15 protein-coding genes are annotated in these 18,471 nt (G+C 70.9%); 9 read left to right on the top strand and 6 right to left on the bottom strand.

From position 1 onward, the window contains the following. Positions 1-82: 82 nt before the first annotated feature. Positions 83-3,070, bottom strand: a complete 2,988-nt coding sequence (locus FOH10_RS27450) for an ATP-binding protein (protein WP_244961397.1) — start codon at positions 3,068-3,070, stop codon at positions 83-85. A gap of 111 nt (positions 3,071-3,181) precedes the next feature. Here FOH10_RS27450 and FOH10_RS27445 point away from each other — a divergent pair, with 111 nt between their 5' ends. Both FOH10_RS27445 and FOH10_RS27440 read left to right on the top strand, forming a co-directional pair. After that, complete coding sequence (locus FOH10_RS27445; protein ID WP_039817373.1) at positions 3,182-3,553, top strand: VOC family protein; 372 nt, start codon at positions 3,182-3,184, stop codon at positions 3,551-3,553. Between the two features lie 20 nt (positions 3,554-3,573). Continuing rightward, positions 3,574-4,017, top strand: coding sequence for an iron chaperone (locus FOH10_RS27440; protein WP_039817372.1), 444 nt, complete (start codon positions 3,574-3,576; stop codon positions 4,015-4,017). 201 nt (positions 4,018-4,218) lie between these two features. On the opposite strand, the gene FOH10_RS27435 is transcribed toward FOH10_RS27440, so the two are convergent. From FOH10_RS27435 to FOH10_RS27425, 3 genes are all read right to left on the bottom strand, one after another. Further along, the gene (locus tag FOH10_RS27435; protein ID WP_143982879.1) at positions 4,219-5,238 is read right to left on the bottom strand and encodes a hemolysin family protein; all 1,020 of its coding nucleotides are present in this window, start codon (positions 5,236-5,238) and stop codon (positions 4,219-4,221) included. After that, on the bottom strand, positions 5,231-6,595 hold the full coding sequence (locus FOH10_RS27430) for a hemolysin family protein (protein ID WP_143982878.1): 1,365 nt from the start codon (positions 6,593-6,595) through the stop codon (positions 5,231-5,233). Before FOH10_RS27430 ends, FOH10_RS27435 begins: the two co-directional genes overlap by 8 nt. 181 nt (positions 6,596-6,776) lie before the next feature. Further along, positions 6,777-7,178: a nuclear transport factor 2 family protein gene (locus tag FOH10_RS27425; RefSeq protein WP_143982877.1), complete on the bottom strand. Its 402-nt coding sequence runs from the start codon at positions 7,176-7,178 to the stop codon at positions 6,777-6,779. A 174-nt stretch (positions 7,179-7,352) separates the two neighbouring features. On the opposite strand from FOH10_RS27425, the gene FOH10_RS27420 reads away from it, so the two are divergent. Further along, the gene (locus FOH10_RS27420; RefSeq protein ID WP_143982876.1) at positions 7,353-8,474 is read left to right on the top strand and encodes a PucR family transcriptional regulator; all 1,122 of its coding nucleotides are present in this window, start codon (positions 7,353-7,355) and stop codon (positions 8,472-8,474) included. 158 nt (positions 8,475-8,632) lie between these two features. Here FOH10_RS27420 and FOH10_RS27415 read toward each other — a convergent pair whose 3' ends face one another. Then, complete coding sequence (locus tag FOH10_RS27415) at positions 8,633-9,265, bottom strand: VOC family protein (protein WP_186000607.1); 633 nt, start codon at positions 9,263-9,265, stop codon at positions 8,633-8,635. Positions 9,266-9,460: 195 nt separating this feature from the next. On the opposite strand from FOH10_RS27415, the gene FOH10_RS27410 reads away from it, so the two are divergent. The 4 genes from FOH10_RS27410 (at position 9,461) to FOH10_RS27395 (ending at position 13,512) form a co-directional block, all read left to right on the top strand. Continuing rightward, positions 9,461-9,916 carry a MarR family winged helix-turn-helix transcriptional regulator gene (locus tag FOH10_RS27410; protein WP_143982875.1) on the top strand — a complete coding sequence of 152 codons (456 nt, stop codon included), beginning with the start codon at positions 9,461-9,463 and terminating at the stop codon, positions 9,914-9,916. After that, complete coding sequence (locus FOH10_RS27405) at positions 9,909-11,714, top strand: AMP-dependent synthetase/ligase (protein WP_143982874.1); 1,806 nt, start codon at positions 9,909-9,911, stop codon at positions 11,712-11,714. Before FOH10_RS27410 ends, FOH10_RS27405 begins: the two co-directional genes overlap by 8 nt. Before the next feature lie 89 nt (positions 11,715-11,803). Beyond that, the gene (locus FOH10_RS27400) at positions 11,804-12,748 is read left to right on the top strand and encodes an ATP-binding cassette domain-containing protein (RefSeq protein ID WP_143982873.1); all 945 of its coding nucleotides are present in this window, start codon (positions 11,804-11,806) and stop codon (positions 12,746-12,748) included. Further along, positions 12,745-13,512 (top strand): ABC transporter permease, encoded by a 768-nt coding sequence (locus tag FOH10_RS27395; protein ID WP_143982872.1) that lies wholly within the window; start codon positions 12,745-12,747, stop codon positions 13,510-13,512. The genes FOH10_RS27400 and FOH10_RS27395 overlap by 4 nt, the downstream gene beginning before the upstream one ends. On the opposite strand, the gene FOH10_RS27390 is transcribed toward FOH10_RS27395, so the two are convergent. Further along, positions 13,496-16,657 (bottom strand): AfsR/SARP family transcriptional regulator, encoded by a 3,162-nt coding sequence (locus FOH10_RS27390; RefSeq protein WP_143982871.1) that lies wholly within the window; start codon positions 16,655-16,657, stop codon positions 13,496-13,498. The genes FOH10_RS27395 and FOH10_RS27390 overlap by 17 nt on opposite strands. A 224-nt stretch (positions 16,658-16,881) precedes the next feature. Here FOH10_RS27390 and FOH10_RS27385 point away from each other — a divergent pair, with 224 nt between their 5' ends. Beyond that, the gene (locus FOH10_RS27385) at positions 16,882-17,523 is read left to right on the top strand and encodes a DUF4097 family beta strand repeat-containing protein (protein ID WP_143982870.1); all 642 of its coding nucleotides are present in this window, start codon (positions 16,882-16,884) and stop codon (positions 17,521-17,523) included. A 268-nt stretch (positions 17,524-17,791) separates the two neighbouring features. Then, positions 17,792-18,217, top strand: coding sequence for a WhiB family transcriptional regulator (locus tag FOH10_RS36330; RefSeq protein ID WP_143982869.1), 426 nt, complete (start codon positions 17,792-17,794; stop codon positions 18,215-18,217). Positions 18,218-18,471: the final 254 nt, after the last annotated feature.

Here is an 18,471-nt window from a genome sequence, read left to right as displayed (position 1 = left end):
GAGCGGCGGCCACGCGGAGACAGGGCGGCGAATGACCAGGTTGCCGACGGCCGTCCACCAGGCGTGAAGTGCCTTGACCGGCTCAGGCTTCGCCGCCGAGGGACCGGGTGCGGTCGCGCTGGTACGGGCACGCCGCGGCCTCGAAGGCGGCGGCGATAGCGGACAGGCGGGCGAGATCGCCGTCGTGCAGTGCGATGGCGCGGTCGACGATGGCGCTGGCAACGGGGTTCCCGGCGACCACCGTGCCCGCCGCGGTGCGGTATTCGGCGGACTTCGGATCGTTCGCGAGTGTCGCGGCCTCCGCGCGCAGCGCCGTGTACCAGTGCCGCCACACCCAGACGAACTCCACATCCAACTCCTCGGGCGGAGCCGCGAGCCGGGCCAGCGCCTTTTCGGCTCGGCCGTGGTGGAGCAGCAGTACGGCATCGGCGATGGCGCTGAAGGCGTTCTGGTCCGCGGTGACGCCGAGGGCGTCGACGATCCCCAGCCAGTCGGCCCGAGCCCGGTCGTCCCCGCGCAGCCCGTGCGCCAGCGCCACCGCGGCCGCCGCGATGGCGAGATGGGGAGCCCGCGGTCGCCCGGCGAGTTCCCAGGCGTCGAGGAATCGCCCACTGGCGGTGACTACCTCGTCGAGATTGCCCGCCAGCGCGTCCGCCACCAGCAGGCGAGAGGTGGCGAAGTCGCCGCGTTCGGCCAGTAGCGGAAGGTCGCGCAACTGTTCGCCGCAGCGCCGCGCCGCCGCGAGATCGCCCACCCCGATCAGGGTTTCGGCGGCCTCGGCGAGCGCGTTACCGCGCTCCAGTGCGCTGGCCGGACTCACCGGCAGTTCGGCGAGCAGCTCCACCCGGCGGCGCGCGGTCTCGGCGGCGGCGAATATATCGCCCACCCAGCACTGCGCCGCCGCCAGCGCGTCGAGAGCGGCGCTGTGCGCCAACGGTTCTCCGGTCCGCTCCGCCAGTTCGACCGCCCGCCGGGCCAAGACGATCGCTGCGGCGGCGGGCTCGGCAGCCGCCGCGGCGGTGGACCCAGCGTTCGGATGAGTCGCGGCGGGCGTGGGCTCGGCAGCGGAGCCCACGATCGGACGAGTCGCGTCGGTCGGCGGTGTCGTGCGGCCGCTCGCGGCGTGAGCGGTGGCTGCGGGCGTAGTGCCGGCCGAGATGGCCCGGACGGCAGGGGTCGCGGGTGGCTGTCCGATGACCGGGGCGGTCGTTTCGCTGGGCGAATCCGCCTTGGGGACTACGGTTTTCGGCTCGTCGGCAATCGCGTCGTCGAGGTGGGCGAGCACCCCGCACTCGGCCAGCGCCACCGCGGCCACGGCGGCCGGGTCGTCGCCGCCCAGGGTGCGTGCCTCGGCCAGCAGGGTCGCGGCCTCGGTCGGGGGCGGCGGCGCGGAGAAGGTGTCGGCCAGGCGGAATACGGTGATGGCGGCCGTGGCCAGGTCACGGGCCGCCGCGGCCTGCTCTCCGGCGGTCCGTGCGATGTCGGCGGCGGCGCGGTACAGGCGGTACATGTCCTCGCCGCGCATCCGGCATCCGGCCACCTCGGCCGCGTGCCGCAGTGCCGCCGCCGCGGCGGCCGGGTCGTCGGTGAGGGTCGCGGCCTGCTCGTAGCGCAGTTGCGATTCGCCGATCAGGTTGCGGGAGAAGGTCAGTCGCGCGAGGGTCGAGGCCAGGGCGTGGGCGTCGGCGCGGTGATCGTCCTGCTCGGCCGCCCAGGCCAGCGCCGCCCGGATATCGTCGGCCGCCGCGTCGAAGCGGGTGCGCCAATCACCGGTCGGCTCGGCCGCGTCCAGTGCCGCGGCGGTCGTCAGGCACCACCGCAGGTGGCGCGCGAGCACGTCCACCAACTCGCCGGTCTCGACCAGCTGTTCGGTCTCGTACTGCCGAATGGTCGCCAGCGCCCGGTAGCGGGTGCCGCGTGCGGAGGGCACGGCTGCCAGCAGGCTCTGCTCGGCCAGCCGCGCCAGCCCCTCGGTCACCGAGAACGGTTCCAGCGGTGCGTATCCCGCCACCGCGACGGCGTCGGCGGCGGTGAACGGCGCGACGAAGACGGCGATGCGGCGCAGCAGGCAGCGGTCCTCGGCCGTCAGCAGCGCCTGACTCCAATCCAGCATGGCCCGCACGGACCGGTGCCGCTCATCGGCGCGCCGCCCGCCGACCAGCAGCCGCAGCGGATCGGCGAGGCTGGCGCGCAGTCCGTCCAGGCCCAGCGTGGGCAGTCGCGCCGCCGCCAGTTCGATGGCCAGCGCCAGCCCGTCGAGTCGCTGGCACACCTCGGAGACCTGATCCACCTGCTCCGCGGGCACGGTCGAGCCCAGTGCCGCGGCCCGGTCCAGGAACAGCGCGACGGCATCGGCCGTGCCGCCGTCCACCGACAGCGACGGCACCGGGTAGACCTGCTCGAAGGGCACCATGAGCCGCGCCCGGCTGGTGGCCAGCACGGACACTCGCGGGCAGTGCGCGAGCAGGCGTTCGACGAACGGCACCACACCGTCGAGCAGATGTTCGCAGTTGTCGAGCACCAGCAGTGTGTGCCGGTCGGTGAGGGCCGCCAGCACCGAATCGTCGAGGCTGCGCCCCTGCTGCTCGCCGAGTCCGAGCGCGCGGGCCACCGCGGAGCCGGTCATCTCCGGATCGGTCACCGGCACCAGGTCCACGAACCACGCGCCGTCGCCGAATGCACCGGCCAGATCCGCGGCCACGGCCAGCGCGAGCCGCGTCTTGCCGACGCCGCCGGGCCCGAGCGCGGTCACCTGCCGATGCGCGGTGACGGCCTCCCGCAGCGCCGCGCGCTCGCCGGTCCGGCCGACGAACGACGTCAGCGGCGCGGGCAGCGTGGTCGCCGCCTCCCCGGTCGGCTCCGCCCTGGTCAGCTCGGCCGCGCGGCCCGCCAGCGCCCGCCGGTCGGGGACGCCGACCTTGCGCAGCAGGGAGGACACGTGGGTTTCCACGGTGCGCACGGAGATGTACAGCTCGGCCGCGATCTCGGCATTGCTGCGATGCTGCCCGACCAGAGCCAGCACCTCGGCCTCCCGGTCCGAGATCCCGGCGGAGACCTTCTGCTTCGACACGTCACCCATCCTCTCGCATCGCCGGCGATCCGTCCCTCGGACCCGATTACGTGGTGAGATCCGTGGTCGGCACGGATGGCACCGGCTCGGGCCGAACCTAGCGTTATCGCCATGGAAGCAACACGAAGGGTCGAGCACTCCGGCATCAGGACCGTGCTGCATCCCGTCTCCGATCTGGCGGCGGCCAAGCAGGTCTACAGCGCGCTGCTCGGGGTGCCGCCCGAGATCGACGGCACCTTCTACGTCGGTTTCGAGGTCGGGGGTCAGCACATCGGGCTGGTGCCCGACGGCGGGCCGCAGGGTATGACCGCACCGGTCTCCTACTGGCACGTACCGGATATCGAGGCGAAGCTCGCCGACGTGTTGGCGGCGGGCGCGACCGTGCGGGAACCGGTGCGTGATGTCGGCGGCGGCCGCCTGGTCGCCACCGTCACCGATCCCGACGGCAATGTCCTCGGCCTGCTCCAAGACCGCACCCACTGATACCGAAAGAGGCAACCACCATGACCACCACCCGCAAGACCAAGACCACCGTGGGCTTCTCGGCCGAGGAGCGCGCCGCCATGAAGGAGCACGCCCAGGAGTTGAAGGCCGCCGCCCGCCGCGGCCCCAAGGCCGACCCCGAGGTCGACGTGCTCGCCAAGATCGCCGCGATGTCCGACGCGGACCGCGCGTTGGCCGAACGCGTCCACGCCATCGTCAAGGACAACGCCCCCAGCCTGAGCCCCAAGCTCTGGTACGGCATGCCCGCCTACGCCCGCGCCGGGAAGGTCGTCTGCTTCTTCCAGAGCGCCGAGAAGTTCAAGGCCCGCTACGCCACCTTCGGTTTCAACGACATCGCCCACCTCGACGACGGCCCCATGTGGCCCACGGCCTTCGCCCTCACCGAAATCACCCCGGCCGTCGAGCAGCGGATCGCCGATCTGGTGCGCCGGGCCGAATCCTGACGAGCGGAACTGCACGGCCCCCGGAACTGCACGGCCCCCGGAACTGCACGGCCCCCGGAACTGCACGGCCCCCGGAACCGCACGGCCCCCGGAACCGCACGGCCCCCGGAACCGCACGGTTCCGGGGGCCGCCGTCCGAGGTCGGCCGCGAACGTCCGGGCAGGAATCGGCCGCGGGCATGCCACGGCGCACGTCCGCCCGTCAGGTCGCCGGACGGCTGGGGGTCGGCATGAGGCGCTGCAGGATGTCGGCGAGGGTGACCACGCCGAGCAGTCGCCCGTCGCCGTCGGACACCACGGCCAGGTGGTTGCGCGAATCCTGGATGGTGCGCAGCACCTGATAGGCCGGTGTGTCGGCGGCCAGCCGCAGCACCGGGCGGGCCAGGTCGGCGGCGGTCGCGGTGGCCGGGGCGCGCAGAGCGTCGCGGACGTGGACCACGCCGGTGATGCCGTCGGGACCGGTGACCAGCAGACGCAGATGCCCGGTGGCGTCGGCGGCGGTCTGGATCTGGGCCGGGTCGGCGTCGGCGGGTACCGAACTCGGATTCGGGTCGGCCCGCATCAGATCCGCGACGGTCACGCTCTCCAGTTCCAGCGCGGCCGCCAGCCGTCGATGGTCGTCCGGGTCGAGCGCGCCGACGGTGGCGGAGTGTTCCACCAGATGCCGCAGCGCCTCCGAATTCTGCCCGGCCGACACCTCGTCGACCGGTTGTACGCCGATCCGGCGCAGACACCAGTTGGCCAGTTCGTTGAGCCGGGTCAGCAGCGGCCGGGTCAGCCACATGAAGGCGCGCATGGGCAGCGCCAGCATGATCGCCGACCGCTCCGGATGCGCGATGGCCCAGGACTTCGGGGCCATCTCACCGATCACCAGGTGCAGGAAGGTCACGATCAGCAGGGCGAGGACGAATCCGGCGACGTCGGCCAACCACAGTGGCGCGCCCCAGGTTTCGAAGACCGGGGTGAGCCAGTGGTGCACGGCCGGTTTGGTGATCGCGCCGAGCGCGAGCGTGCAGACGGTGATGCCGAGCTGCGAACCGGCCAGCAGCACCGACAGTTCCGAGGCGCTGCGCAGGGCGGCGCGGGCGGCGGCACTGTGCGGCGCGGCATCCTCGAGGCGGTAGCGGCGGGCGGCGACCAGCGCGAACTCCACCGCCACGAAGAAGGCGCTGGCCGCGATGAGCGCGACGGTGACGGCGGCGACGACCCACGGGTTATCCACGGTCGTCCTCCCGCGACTCGGTGACGGTCACGAAAACCTGTGCGGGCACGTGTTTGTCGACCGCACGCACCTCGGCGTGCAGCACCCTGGGTGTGGGTGGGGCGTCGGCCACCAGTTCGGCCGGGTCCGGCGGCAGTTCGACATCGACGGTGTCGCCGACGGCGGGCAGGTCACCGTGCACGGCGATGAGCAGACCGGCGAGCGTCTCGTAGTCACCGGCCGGCAGCCGGTGGTCCAGCTCGCGGGCGACCTCGTCGAGATGCAGGCCGCCCGGCATGAGCCAACCGTTGTCGAGCCGCTGCGCCCGACTCGGATCGGTGGACGGATCGTGCTCGTCGGCGAGTTCGCCGACCAACTCCTCGGCCATGTCCTCGATGGTGACGATCCCGGCGAAGCCGCCGTATTCGTCCACCACCAGCGCCATTTCGTCCTCGGCCGCGTTCAGCCTGGCCAGCACCTCCGGCAGCGGCAGCGATTCCGGCACCACCACCGCGCGCCGGGTGTAGGCGGCGACCGGCCCGGTGACAGTGGTCGCGAGCAGGTCGTGCAGGTGCACGATGCCGACCAGGTCGTCGCTGGTCTCGCCGATCACCGGATAGCGGGTGTGGCCGGTGGCCATCCGTTCCAGCACCAGTTCGACGGGCTGATCGGCGCGCACGGTGTCGACGCGGGGCCGCGGGATCATGGCGTGTTCGGCGCTGCCGGTGGGGAAGTCGAGCATCCGGTCGAGCAGCGTGGACAGATCGGCGGGCAGTTCACCGGCATCGCGGGATTCGGCGACGATATGCGCGAGGTCGCGCGGATTGGCCGAATGCTCCACATCGTGCACCGGTTCGATGCGCACCGCGCGCAGCAGCAGATTCGAGGCGTGGTCGAACAGCATGATGAGCCAGCCGAACAGGCGCAGGTACAGCGTGGTGGACCAGGCCAGCCAGCGGGCCACCGGTTCGGGCCGGGCGATGGCGAGGTTCTTGGGCACCAGTTCGCCGAACACCATCTGTACGAGCGTGGAGAACACCACGGCCGCCACCGCGCCGACGCCGACGCCCACCGCGAGCGGCACTCCCGCGCCGTCGAGCAGATCCCCGATCCCGCGGCCGATCAGCGGTTCGGCGACATAGCCGACCAGCAGCCCGGTGACCGTGATGCCGAGCTGCGCCCCCGACAGCATGAACGACGTGCGCCGCGTAACCCCCAGCGCCCGGGCCGCACTCGCGTCCCCCGCCTCCGCGGCCGCCTTCAACCGCGACCGGTCCACCGCCATATAGGCGAACTCCTGGGCCACGAAGTACCCGGTCACCGCGGTGATGGCGAACACGACCAGCACGCCGACGACAATGCTCACCGCGGTCACCACGTCAGCTCCCCTCGTCGGGGTCGCTTACTTCGACCGGGAACGGATTTTCGGCGGCGGCGCGAACGTCGCTTCATGACCTGCTTTCTCCAGGACGGATAGGTGGCATCGAGGATAGGGCAAATCGGGCCGCCGCGGTCCTATGCCGGGCCGAGGTCACAACCCCGGCCCGGCACCCCTCGCACTAGCGCGCGGCCGCCGTTTCGCCCGGTGCCAGCGCGGCTTGCATGGCGATGCCGTCCACGTAGGAGTGCTTTTCCTTGACCGCGCCGTCCTCGACCAGGACGAAGTCCGCGATGTCGACCGCCACCGGGTTGCCGGTCGCCGAGGTTCCGGTCAGGTGCCACCGCACCACCCAGAAGTCCTCGCCGACCCGCAGCGAGACCAGTGCGAAGGTCAGGTCGGGAACAAGTGCGAAGGTGCCGGCCGCCGCGGCGCGGATGGCGTCGCGGCCCCGGGCGGGATCCTGCCCGGAATGCAGATGGAAGATCGAGTCCGCGGTGTGCAGCGCGACGATCCGGTCCGGATCACGGTCCGCCCAGCAGGCGTGATAGCGCTCGAACAGTTCGCGGGTGGCGATGGTCATGGCGGAACTCCTGTGCGTCGTCCTGGATCTGGGAAAAGCGTTGCGAATCAAAAAGATTCGTCGCCTGTCGTGGATTCAGTGTCGCCGCCCGCGCCCGCTCGTGGCGACAGGCGCCCGCCCGGACTTCGTACGCTCTCGTTGTGCGCGCGCACAGGCGAATCTAAGCTGACGCGGGTGACCCGGGACGCTCACGTCGTGCCCGCGCATCTGGTTCGAGAACTGCGGGCGGACCTGGCCGTGATCTCCGATATCGTCACCGCCAGAATCACGCACGACGACGACGGCTACGACGGCGCCGCGCTCGATCACCACGAACTCGCGACCGTCGTCACCGACAATCTCGCGTCCATGGTGGATTCCATTGCCGGTGAACCGTATTCGCTCGAACCCGCCCGCCGTACCGGCCGTCTCAAAGCCGAGCGCGGGATCTCGCTGGACAGCCTGCTGCATGCCTTCCGGGTGGCGGGACTGGCGTTCTGGGAGATCATCGTCGAACGCGCGGACCGAGACGACGGACCCGCGCTGCCGCGGCTGTCCACCGTGGTGTGGGCCACCGTGGACGAGTACTCCGTGGCGGCGGCCGATGCCTACCGGCGCATTGTCGGTGCGGGAGACGAGCAGCCCGTGCAACGACTGCTGCGGGCGCTGTTCGACCCCGAGTTGTCACCGACCCGGCGTGAGGGCCTGCGTGCCCGCATGCGAATGCCCGAACGCGGCACCTTCGTGATCCTGGTCGGCGACCTGCGCCTCGTCGCGACCGGTGTGACCACCGTCCGCACCACGCTCGCCGACGACCGGGTCACCCTGGCCGCCGCGGATTCCCGCACCGCGCTCAGCGACGCCTTGGACTCGGTGCGGTCGCGGGCCGGTGCCAGCAAACCGTTCACCGCGCTCGCCGCCGCACCGGCCGCGCTCGACCAGGCGCGCCTCGCGTTCCGGTGCCTGAGCCCCGCGGACATCGGTATCCACCACTACGCGTCCGCACCGGCGCGCGCGCTCGTCGCGGCCCAACCCGGTCTCGCCGCCGATGTCCTCGCCGACCTGCTCAGCGCCTTCGACCGGCTGCATCCCGCCGACGCCGACGCGCTCGTCCGAACCGCCCTGGCCTGGTTCGAACTCGCGGGTTCGACATCGGCGGTCGGGGAGCGACTGCATCTGCACCGCAATACGGTGCTGCACCGCCTCAAGCGCATCGAGCGGCTCACCGGCGCGACCTTCGCGGTACCGGCCGACGCGGCGGTGCTGTACCTGGCCCTGCAAGCCCGGTTGCTTCGAGTGCCCCGCGACGGTCGGTGACCGCACCGCGCCGACCGGTGGAACGCCGAGCGGATGTCGGCTCGGTTCGGTCGGAAGCAGCGGTGTGCCGCAGGGGAATCGAGGGTGGGCCACGGCGGTGGGTCCGCGTGGTCCACCGGTTCGATTCCGCCCGCGGCGTCGGTGGTGGCAGCTCGGGATCAGACAGCGTCGGACTCCCAGACGAACCCGTCGGGATCGGTGAAGGTGCCGGTGTCGCCGCCGATGACGATGCGGTGCGAACCCGCGCCCTCCGGGTCGACGCCCGCGTCCTTGGCGGCGGCGCGGCGGCCATAGAGCGCCAGGGTGACGGTCGAGCCCGGGGTGGCGAACTCGACGTACTTGCTGCCGAAGCTCTTGCCTACGGGCAGGCCGTGGTCGACGTAGAACTGCTTGGTCGCCTTGACGTTCTCGACGCCGAGCAGCAGCACGATGCTGTCGACCTCGCGGGTGACCGGGCCGGTGTTCTTCTTGTTGGAACTCGTGATCTTCCAGATGGTTCCCTCCGGGGCCTGGATGACGCCGCCGTAGCCCCAGAAGGTCTTCTTGGCCGGCTTCAGAGTGGTGAAGCCCGCGTCCAGCGCGGTGGCGATGAGGCTGTCGACGGTGCCGGGCTGGGCGACGACGAGGGAGAGCATGAAGCCGCGGAAACCGGAGGACGGCTCCTGCCCGGCGCGGAACTGCAAACGATCGCCCAGTCCGAAGGCCGCGTCGTAGGTGGCGCGGGCGGCGTCGGGGTCGGCGACCTCGAGGTGAACGGTGATGTCGGTCTTGGTTTCCATGGTGGAGTTCATGCAGCTAACGCTATTTTCCGCGCGGCGGAACGACATCCGTGCCGACCACGGATTCCGCACACGGAACGAGCACGTAGTGGTGCGCGGGGCGGTGGCGGTGCCTCGGTATCCGGTCCGGTTCGGCGCGATCGGCCGGTCGTGCGGCCGAACACCCCGGTCCGTCGGGGCGGCCGTCCGCAGCGCTATAGTTGCGCTATGCAACACCAGTCGGGCGGGGCGTCCCCCGAGCTCGTCGCGGTTCACGACGAGCTCGCGTGGATCGTCCGCGAGATCATCGCGGGCCGTCCCGCCGCCGACGGCGTGCCGTCGTTCGCCCAGCAGTCGACGCTGTCCTATATCGGGCGGAATCCGGGTTGCCGGGCCACCCAGCTCGCCGAGGCGTTCGGAGTGCACCGGTCGACGGTGTCGCGGCAGCTGCGGTCCTGCATGGACGCGGGCTGGGTGGCGGCGGGGGAGGGCAGCCTGCACGCCGGATACCCGCTCACCCTGACCCCCGCGGGACGGCAGGCGCTCGAAGCCGCGGTCGCGCGGGATCTGACCCTGCTCGGCGAGCGCATGACCGACTGGACCTCCCGGGAAATCTCCGACTTCGCCGCCGCGCTCCGGCGATTCCGTCACCCCCATCCGACCACTGGAGACGAGCATGCGTGAGTTCACCGCGGCAGCCAGCTTCACCATCGCCGACGACGAGACCATCGTCGGATCGGTCTACGCCCAGGCCGAGCACCATCCGAGCCGGGTGCTGTTCTCCCGGCCCACCGGCGACCGGTGGCGCGATGTCACCGCCGCCGAATTCGCGCGCCTCGTCTCAGCCGTCGCCAAGGGCCTGATCGCCAATGGCATCCAACCCGGCGACCGGGTGGTGCTGCTGTCGGCGACCCGATTCGAATGGACGCTGCTCGACTTCGCGATCTGGGCCGCGGGTGCGGTGACCGTCCCGGTCTACGATTCCTCCGCCGCCGACCAGGTGCGCTGGATCCTGGAGGATTCCGGGGCCGCGCTCGCGGTCGTGGAGACCGCCCGGCACAAGGATCTGGTCACCGCCGCGCCGGACACGCTGCGGCGCATGCTGGTCATCGACGACGGGGCCGAGGCCACCCTGATCGCCGAGGGCGCGGACGTGCCCGACGCGGCGCTGCGGGAGCGGCTCGACGGGCTGCGCGCCGACGGCCTCGCCTCCCTGGTCTACACCTCCGGCACCACCGGCCGCCCCAAGGGCTGCATGCTCACCCACCGCAACTTCCTGTCGGAGGTGCGCGGCATCCTGAAGGCCAGCATCGGCGACGTCGCCCGCCCCGGGCAGCGCATGCTCACCTTCCTGCCGCTGGCCCACGTGCTGGCCCGCGCCGTCTCGCTGGCCGCCCTCGAGGGCGGCATGACCCAGGCGCACTGGTCGGACTTCAAGACCATTACCGGGCAGTTCACGCGTTTCCGCCCGCACACCATTCTCGGGGTGCCGCGGGTGTTCGAGAAGGTGCGCGACGGCGCGGACAAGAAGGCGCACGAGGGCGGCGCGATCAAGGGCGCGATCTTCCGGTTCGCCGAGCGCACCGCCATCCGCTGGAGCGAGAACCTGGATCGCACCGGCGGTTTCGCGCGGCGACCGTCCCCGCTGCTGCGCGTCCAGCACGCGCTGTGCGATCGCCTGGTGTACGCGCCGCTGCGCGCGGCCCTGGGCGGGGACTGCGAGTTCGCCATCTCCGGCGGCGGCGCGCTCGCGCCCCGGCTCGGACATTTCTTCCGCGGCGTCGGCGTCCCGATCTACGAGGGTTACGGCCTGACCGAGTCCACCGCCGCGCACTGCGTCAACGTGCCGGGCGCGGTGAAGATCGGCACCGTGGGACAGCCGTTGGGCGGCAACGGGGTTCGGATCGCCGAGGACGGCGAGATCGAACTGTCCGGCGGCGTGGTGTTCGCCGGCTACTGGCGCAACGAGGAGGCCACCGCCGCGGCGCTTTCCGACGGCTGGCTGCGCACCGGCGATCTCGGCGAACTCGACGTCGACGGCTTCCTGTCCATCACCGGACGCAAGAAGGACCTGCTCGTCACCGCGGGCGGCAAGAACGTCTCACCCGGCCCCCTGGAAGATCGCATCCGCTCGCACGCCCTGATCTCCCAGGCGATCGTGGTCGGCGACGGCCGCACCTTCATCACCGCCCTGATCACCATCGACCCGGAGGCGTTCGAGTCCTGGAAGGCGACCACCGCGACCCCGCCGCACGCCACCATCGCCGACCTGCGCGACGACCCGACCCTGCTGGCCGAGGTGCAGCGAGCCGTCGACGACGCCAACAACACCGTCTCGCACGCCGAGGCGATCAAGAAGTTCACCGTCCTGCCCCGCGACCTCAGCGAGGAGTCCGGCGAACTCACCGCCACCCTCAAGGTCAAACGCCACGTCATCGCCGAACGCTTCGCCGCCGAGATCGAGAGCATGTACCGCCGCTGAGCATGCCCTGACCAGCGCGAACATCGGTTCGGCGGGGGTGTCAGCCCGGTGTCAGGTCGGTGTCAGGCGCTGTCGCGATCGTTCTACCCATGAACGACGCGGCAATCGTGGCCTCCGGGCTGCGGAAGGCATACGGGGACAAGACGATCCTCGACGGAATCGACCTTAATATCGGTGCGGGCACGATCTTCTCGCTGCTCGGCCCGAACGGGGCGGGCAAAACGACGACGGTGAACGTGCTGACCACGCTGCAGACGGCGGATGGCGGCACGGTGCGCATCGCCGGGCACGATCTGGTGACCGAGCCCGAGGCGGTGCGCCGGGTCATCGGGGTCACCGGGCAGTTCGCCGCCGTGGACGATCTGCTCACCGGTGAGGAGAACCTGCGGCTGATGGCGGACCTGCACCGGATGCGGGCCGCGCGGCGGCAGCAGGTGATCGACGCACTGCTGGAACGCTTCGAGCTGACGGCCTCGGCGCGCAAGCCCGCCGCCACCTACTCCGGCGGCATGCGACGCAAACTGGATCTGGCCATGACCCTGGTGACCAAGCCGGACATCGTCTTCCTGGACGAGCCCACCACGGGTCTGGACCCGCGCAGCCGCCGCACCATGTGGGAGATCGTCCGCGAACTCACGTCCGACGGCGTGACCATCTTCCTCACCACCCAGTACCTCGAGGAAGCCGATCAGCTGGCCGATCGGATCGCGGTGCTGGACGCCGGGCGCATCGTCGCCGAGGGCACCGCCGAGGAACTCAAGCGCCGTATCCCCGGCAGCCACATCCGGCTGCGCTTCACCACCGTCGCCGAGGTGGAGGCGGCGGAGCGCGCCCTGCCCACCGCAACTCGCGACGACGACCTCCTCGCCCTGCGGGTGGAGGGCGGCGGCGGCAGCGCCTTCCTGCGCGACCTGCTGGACCGGCTCGCCGCGTACTCGCTCGAGGCCGCCGAGGTCTCCATTCACACCCCTGATCTCGATGACGTTTTCTTCGCCCTCACCGGGCGCGCCACCACGGAGGCTGTCGCATCATGAGCACCCTGTCCCCGGTCGCATCGCTGGCCGATGCGTCGACCATGCTGGGCCGCAACTTCAAGCACATCGCCCGCAATCCGGTCACCATCTTCAATGCGGCGTTGATGCCGGTGGTGATGATGCTGATCTTCGTGTACGTGTTCGGCGGCGCGTTCGACGTCGGCGAGGACTACATCGACTACGCCACGCCGGGCATGATCCTGCTGGCCATCAGCTACGGGCTGTCGGGCACCGCGGTGTCGGTGAGCTCCGATATGGCCAAGGGCATCATCAACCGGTTCAAGGTCATGTCGGTCTCCCGCAGCGCCATCCTGATCGGGCATGTGGTGGCGACCATCGTCATCAATCTGGTCGCCATCGCGGCGGTCGTCGGCGTGGCCTTCGCGTTGGGCTTCCGCCCGGACGCCACCGCGACCGACTGGCTCGGTGCGATCGGCGTCATGCTGGCGACCTCGTTCGCGGCGTCCTGGCTGACGGTCGCGCTGGGTATGGCCGCCAAAACCCCGGAGTCGGCGGGCATGAGCGTGGTGCCGCTGATCATGCTGCCCTTCCTGAGCACCGCCATCGTGCCCGCCGAGCAGATGGGTCAGGGGGTGCGGCAGTTCGCCGAGTACCAACCCTTCACGCCGATCATCGAGGCGCTGCGCGGATTCCTCTCCGGCAACCCCTCCGGCGGTGACACCGCCGCGGCGCTGGCCTGGTGCGCCGGGTTCGCCATCGTCGGATTCCTGTGGTCGCGCGCCACTTTCACGAAGCGAGCGTAGCGGCGACCAGGTCCTGCCAGTCGGTCCGCTCACCCTCCCGCAGCGCCTCGGTGAACCTCGCGTCACCGAGGCGCTGCCGTGCGGTCGCCTCGATGCGGGCCGCGTCGGGCAGCGAGCGATCGGAGCGTCCGCGCACGGTCGTGCTCGCCGCGAGCAGCCGCACCGCCCGCTCGTCCGCACCCGACCGCAGAGCCAGATCCGCGATGCCGACGAGCACGCGAGCCAGCAGCGGGACGTGTCCGGACGCGGTGGCCGCCCGGTAGGCCGCGTCGTGGTGGGTGCGGGCCGTGTCGAGATCCGTCGCCAGGTAGCCGCGCAGCTCGTGGATGACCGCGCTGGTGTGCGGCTGTTCCGCTTCCGCGCCCAGCATGGTCGTCGCGACGTCGATCTGCCGGTGCGCCCGCTCGGTGTCGCCGGTCCACCGCGCGAGTTCCGCTTCGGCCAAGGCCAATTCGGCGCGTGCGATGGGCCACGCGGCCTGTTCCGCCCGCCGCCGCGCCTCGGCCAGCGCGGCCCCGCTCGCGTCCGCATCGCCCAGCAGCCAGTACAGCTGCGCCTGCCGCGCCCGCATCCGTACCGTGTCCTCGTACGCGCCGACTTCGGCCACCACCGTGGCCGCCTGGTCGAAAAGCTCACCGGCGGCGGCGAATTCGCCGCCGGTGGCCAAATGATCGGCCAGCTCGGTGAGTGCGAACGAGATACCCCACCGCTCTCCGATCTCCCGGAACTCGGTCAGCGCGGTCCGCAGATGGTCACCGGTCTCCGGACCGTCCTGACCGAGGACGACCCGCATCTTGCCCAGCTGTAGCCGAGCCAGCGCCCGCACCCACGGATCCTCGTCGGAGAGCAGCGATTCGAACGCGGGCAGATACTCCTGCGGTCCGTGCAGCAGCCGCTCCAGCACACCGGCGAAACGCAGCGTCGGATGGCCGTCGCGGCGGTCGTGAGCGTATTCGTGCGACTTGCGAATCCACTCCGCCAACTGCTGTTCGCCACTGCGCCCCGAACTCAGGAAGTGGACGGCCAGCCCGTACACGGTGGCGCGGGTCTCGTCGTCCACCTCGCCGGGGGCGTCGGCGGCTGCGGTCACGAATTCGGTGCCCTCGGCCTTGTGCCCGCCGAGCCACCAGTACCAGCCCGCGGCGGCCGCGAGCCGCAGCGCCCCGGGACCGTCGTCGGCGGCCAGCGCGGCGCGCATGGCGGCGGCGATATTGTCGTGCTCGATTTCGAGCACGGTGAGCCACTCCCGTTGTTCGGCGCGGCGCAGATGCGGTTCCGCGGTCGCGGCCAGGTCGGTGCAGTACGCGAGGTGCGCCCGGCGGGCGGATTCGGCGTCGCCGGATTCGTCGAGCCGATCGCGGGCGTACCGCTTGATCGTGTCGAGCATCCGATAGCGCGGCCCGTTCGCGCGAGCGGCATCGTCGTCGGTGCTGCGCAGCAGCGATTTCTCGACCAGCGCGGTCAGCAGGTCCGGCACCTCCCACGCCTCGACCGCCGGGTTCGTCTCGTCGCTCGCGCACACCTGTTCGGCCGCTTCGGAACTCGCGCCGTCGGCGAAGACCGCGAGCCGACGCAGCACGACCCGTTCACTGTCGGTGAGCAGTTCCCAACTCCAGTCCACCACCGCGCGCAGGGTCCGGTGCTGCGGAATGGCGGTGCGGCTGCCGCCGGTCAACAGTCGGAACCGGTCATCGAGGCGGTCGGCGAGCTGATCCAGGGACATGGTGCGCAGCCGGGCCGCCGCCAGTTCGATCGCCAGCGGGATGCCGTCCAGTGCGCGGCAGACGCGGGCCATGGTCGCCAGGGTCGGCGGATCCGCTGTCATGTCCTGGCGTACGGCGGCGGCGCGATCGCGCAGCAGCTTGACGGCGGGCGCGGATTCGATATGTGCGGGGTCGGCGTCGGGGGCGGGGGAGAGCAGCGGTTCCACCCGCCGGATCGCCTCACCGGTGATGCCGAGCGGTTCCCGGCTGGTGGCCAGTATCCGCAGGCCCGGACATTCGCCGAGGATTCGGTGCGCGAATCGCGCCGCCGCCTCGATCACGTGCTCACAGTTGTCCAGGATCAACAGTGTTTCCCGGTCGCGGAGGGCGGTGATCAGGCGTTCCATCGGTTCGGCGTGGGATGCGCCGCCGAGCAGCGTGTCCCGCAGCCCGAGTGCGGCCAACGCCGCCTGCGCCACATCGCCGGAGGGGCCGAGCGCCGCCAACTCCACCAGCCAGGCCCCGTCCGGCAGATCGTCGAGCATGGTCCGCGCGGTCTCCTGCGCGAGCCGGGTCTTGCCGGAGCCGCCGGGCCCGGTCAGGGTGGTGAGCCGATATCCCGCGAGAAGTTCACGGACCACGGCGATTTCGGCGTCCTTGCCGACGAAGCTGGTCAGTTCGACCCGCAGATTGGTCCGGCGTTCCTCATCCTGCGCGCCCACCTCGCCACGCAACAGGGCGACGTGCAGCGCCGAGAGTTCCGGCGAGGGATCCGCGCCCAGCTCGTCGGCGAGCGCCTCGCGGGTCCGCTGGTACACGGTCAGCGCCTCCGCGCCGCGACCGGCGGCGGCCAGGGCCCGCATCAGCGCGGCGGCCAGCCGTTCCCGCAGCGGATGCCGGGCGACCACCTCGGTCAGCTCGGCGACCAGTTCCGCACCGGTGCCCAAGCGGATCTCCGCCTCGTAGCGGTCCTCCAGGGCGGCGAGATGCAGTCCTTCGAAGCGGGTGACCACAGCGTCGGCCGCTCCGCTGTCGATGTCGACATCGCGCATGGGCGCGCCGCGCCACAGCTCCAGCGCCTCGCGCAGCAGCGGGGCCCGCTGCGGATCCGTGCCGCCACGAGCCTGTTCGAGCAGCTGCTCGAACCGATGGGCGTCGACGGCGTGCGGCGGCACCGCCAGCCGGTACCCGCCAGCCTGCACGTCGAGCGCACCGTCCGGCAGCGCCCGGCGCAGCCGGGAGACCAGCGCCTGCAACGCGTTCGCCGCGTCCGCCGGCGGCTGCTCACCCCAGATCCAGTCGACCAGTTGTGCTTTCGGCACCGCGCGACCGGGTTCCAGCGCGAGCGCGATCAACAACGCCCGCAACCGCGCCCCGGACACCTCGATCGCACCGCCCTCATCCGTCCGGATTTCCAGCGGTCCCAGCACTCTGATCTGCACCCGGACATTCTGCCGCCATCGGTCGGTGTCTCGCCCGGCGACCTTTCGGCGGCCTCACAAACGCCGGTGACCAGGCATGACGCGGTGGCTTCGGCGGTATCAGCGGGCTGTCAGGTCGCTGTCAGCGGACCCGGCGACCGTAATTCCCGTGAACAGCACGGCGAGTGCGGCTCCGGCTCACGGAACGCCTCCCGGTGCACCGACCTACGCTCGAGGAGCCCGTCATGCCCACCTTCCAGACCCCGAACCCGATCACCGTCGCCGCCGAGGTGCTGTCCGCCTCGGTCACCGTGATCGCCTCCGACCGCACCGACACCGTGGTCGAGGTGCGCCCGGCCGACCCGGCCAAGAAGGGTGACGTGCGCGCCGCCGCGCACACCACCGTCGACCTCTCCGGCGACACCCTGACCGTGCGCGCCCCGAAGGACTGGCGCACCTACACCCCGTTCGGCGGCAACCCCACCATCGAGGTGACCATCGAGGTCCCCACCGGCTCCCGTCTGTCGGCCACCGCTGCCGTCGGCCACATCCTGACCACCGGCGAACTCGGCGACTGCGACCTCGACATCTCCGCCGGAAATATCGTCCTGGACCATATCCGCGGCTCCGTGACCGCCAAGGCCGCTCAGGGTGACATCCGCATCGGCGTGGCGAGCCACGGCGTGCTGCGGCTGGAAACCACCATGGGCGAACTGGAGGTCGGCGTCCACCCGAGCAGCACCGTGCGCCTGGAAACCACCGCTCCGGTCGGCACGGTCCGCAACCTCATGGGCCCGGCGGGAGATTCGCGCAACGCCGACGAAGTGCAGGTCTACGCACGAAACATGTACGGCAACATCATCGTTCGCCACGCCGCCGCCGCGTGACAACGGCCCCGGGGTCCGTCCGGGCGGCGATCAGGATCCGAAGGATCCGGTGCTGGGGGTAGTCGCCCGGCGCGCCCGGGGTCCACGCGATCGAGGCTTTGCCGGTCGCGGCGACGGGAATGTCGCCGAGGGAGCCGCCGTAGTGCATGGAGGTCGGCAGCGGGGTGTCGCGGGCACAGTTGACGCCACGGTCGACGGCGGTTCCGAAGTTCGCTCCGGGGCGCCGGGCATGTGCTAGGCGCACAGGGACATTCGGCACTATTTGCCAATGAGTAGCCATGCTGCGATGGGATCGCTCGTCGGAGGTACTCCGCATCGGCCTCCGCGTGATCGAGAGAGCGGACGTAATGGCATGTCTTCTGAAATACGTAGGGATCACCCGAATCATTCGACGGGATCTGATCGAGGTGTCGCGCTGCCGCGACGACGGTGGGAGCAGGACGCGGCTTGTCGGGTGATGCATCCGGAAGTCTTCTTTCCGTGCCGCCAATCCCTGACCCTCGAGGTGGCGCGAGCGTGTGCGATCTGTGCACAGTGCCGGGTGCGCCGTGACTGCGCGATCTTCGCGCTCCAACACTCCGTGGTGTGCGGAATCTTCGCCGGAGTGTATTTGGGCGCGGATGGGTCGCCGAACCCGGGTGCACTGCGGAGCTTGCGTGACATCGCCGATTCCGTGGGGTGTGCGGAGTCGTGATGGTGCGTTACGCCGTGCTCGGTGGATATGACTTGTGCGGAACGGCTCCTTTTCTCGCTTCCGCTGGCGAATCCGCGCAACTCTGGATGATCGGTGGCGCATTCTGGCAATCCGGGCTGTCCATCCGGTTTCGGAGTGATGCTCGAAGCACGGGATCGACAGAGCATGGCCGACCGTGCGGTTGGCGTGCCGGTTCGGTACCGGGCTCCGGTGCAGACGGATCAGGAGGACACTCACATGGCGAACACGATCGC

Source organism: Nocardia otitidiscaviarum, from assembly GCF_007362295.1.
Classification (GTDB): domain Bacteria; phylum Actinomycetota; class Actinomycetes; order Mycobacteriales; family Mycobacteriaceae; genus Nocardia; species Nocardia otitidiscaviarum.
This window is presented reverse-complemented; position numbering and strand designations above follow the sequence as displayed.

Bases quoted from the DNA above. Each gene is read 5' to 3' on its own strand.
- FOH10_RS27415 (WP_186000607.1), bottom strand. From the start codon at position 9,265: ATGAACTCCACCATGGAAACCAAGACCGACATCACCGTTCACCTCGAG.
- FOH10_RS27440 (WP_039817372.1), top strand. From the start codon at position 3,574: ATGACCACCACCCGCAAGACCAAGACCACCGTGGGCTTCTCGGCCGAG.
- FOH10_RS27425 (WP_143982877.1), bottom strand. From the start codon at position 7,178: ATGACCATCGCCACCCGCGAACTGTTCGAGCGCTATCACGCCTGCTGG.
- FOH10_RS27385 (WP_143982870.1), top strand. From the start codon at position 16,882: ATGCCCACCTTCCAGACCCCGAACCCGATCACCGTCGCCGCCGAGGTG.
- FOH10_RS36330 (WP_143982869.1), top strand. From the start codon at position 17,792: ATGAGTAGCCATGCTGCGATGGGATCGCTCGTCGGAGGTACTCCGCAT.
- FOH10_RS27405 (WP_143982874.1), top strand. From the start codon at position 9,909: ATGCGTGAGTTCACCGCGGCAGCCAGCTTCACCATCGCCGACGACGAG.
- FOH10_RS27395 (WP_143982872.1), top strand. From the start codon at position 12,745: ATGAGCACCCTGTCCCCGGTCGCATCGCTGGCCGATGCGTCGACCATG.
- FOH10_RS27445 (WP_039817373.1), top strand. From the start codon at position 3,182: ATGGAAGCAACACGAAGGGTCGAGCACTCCGGCATCAGGACCGTGCTG.
- FOH10_RS27400 (WP_143982873.1), top strand. From the start codon at position 11,804: ATGAACGACGCGGCAATCGTGGCCTCCGGGCTGCGGAAGGCATACGGG.
- FOH10_RS27410 (WP_143982875.1), top strand. From the start codon at position 9,461: ATGCAACACCAGTCGGGCGGGGCGTCCCCCGAGCTCGTCGCGGTTCAC.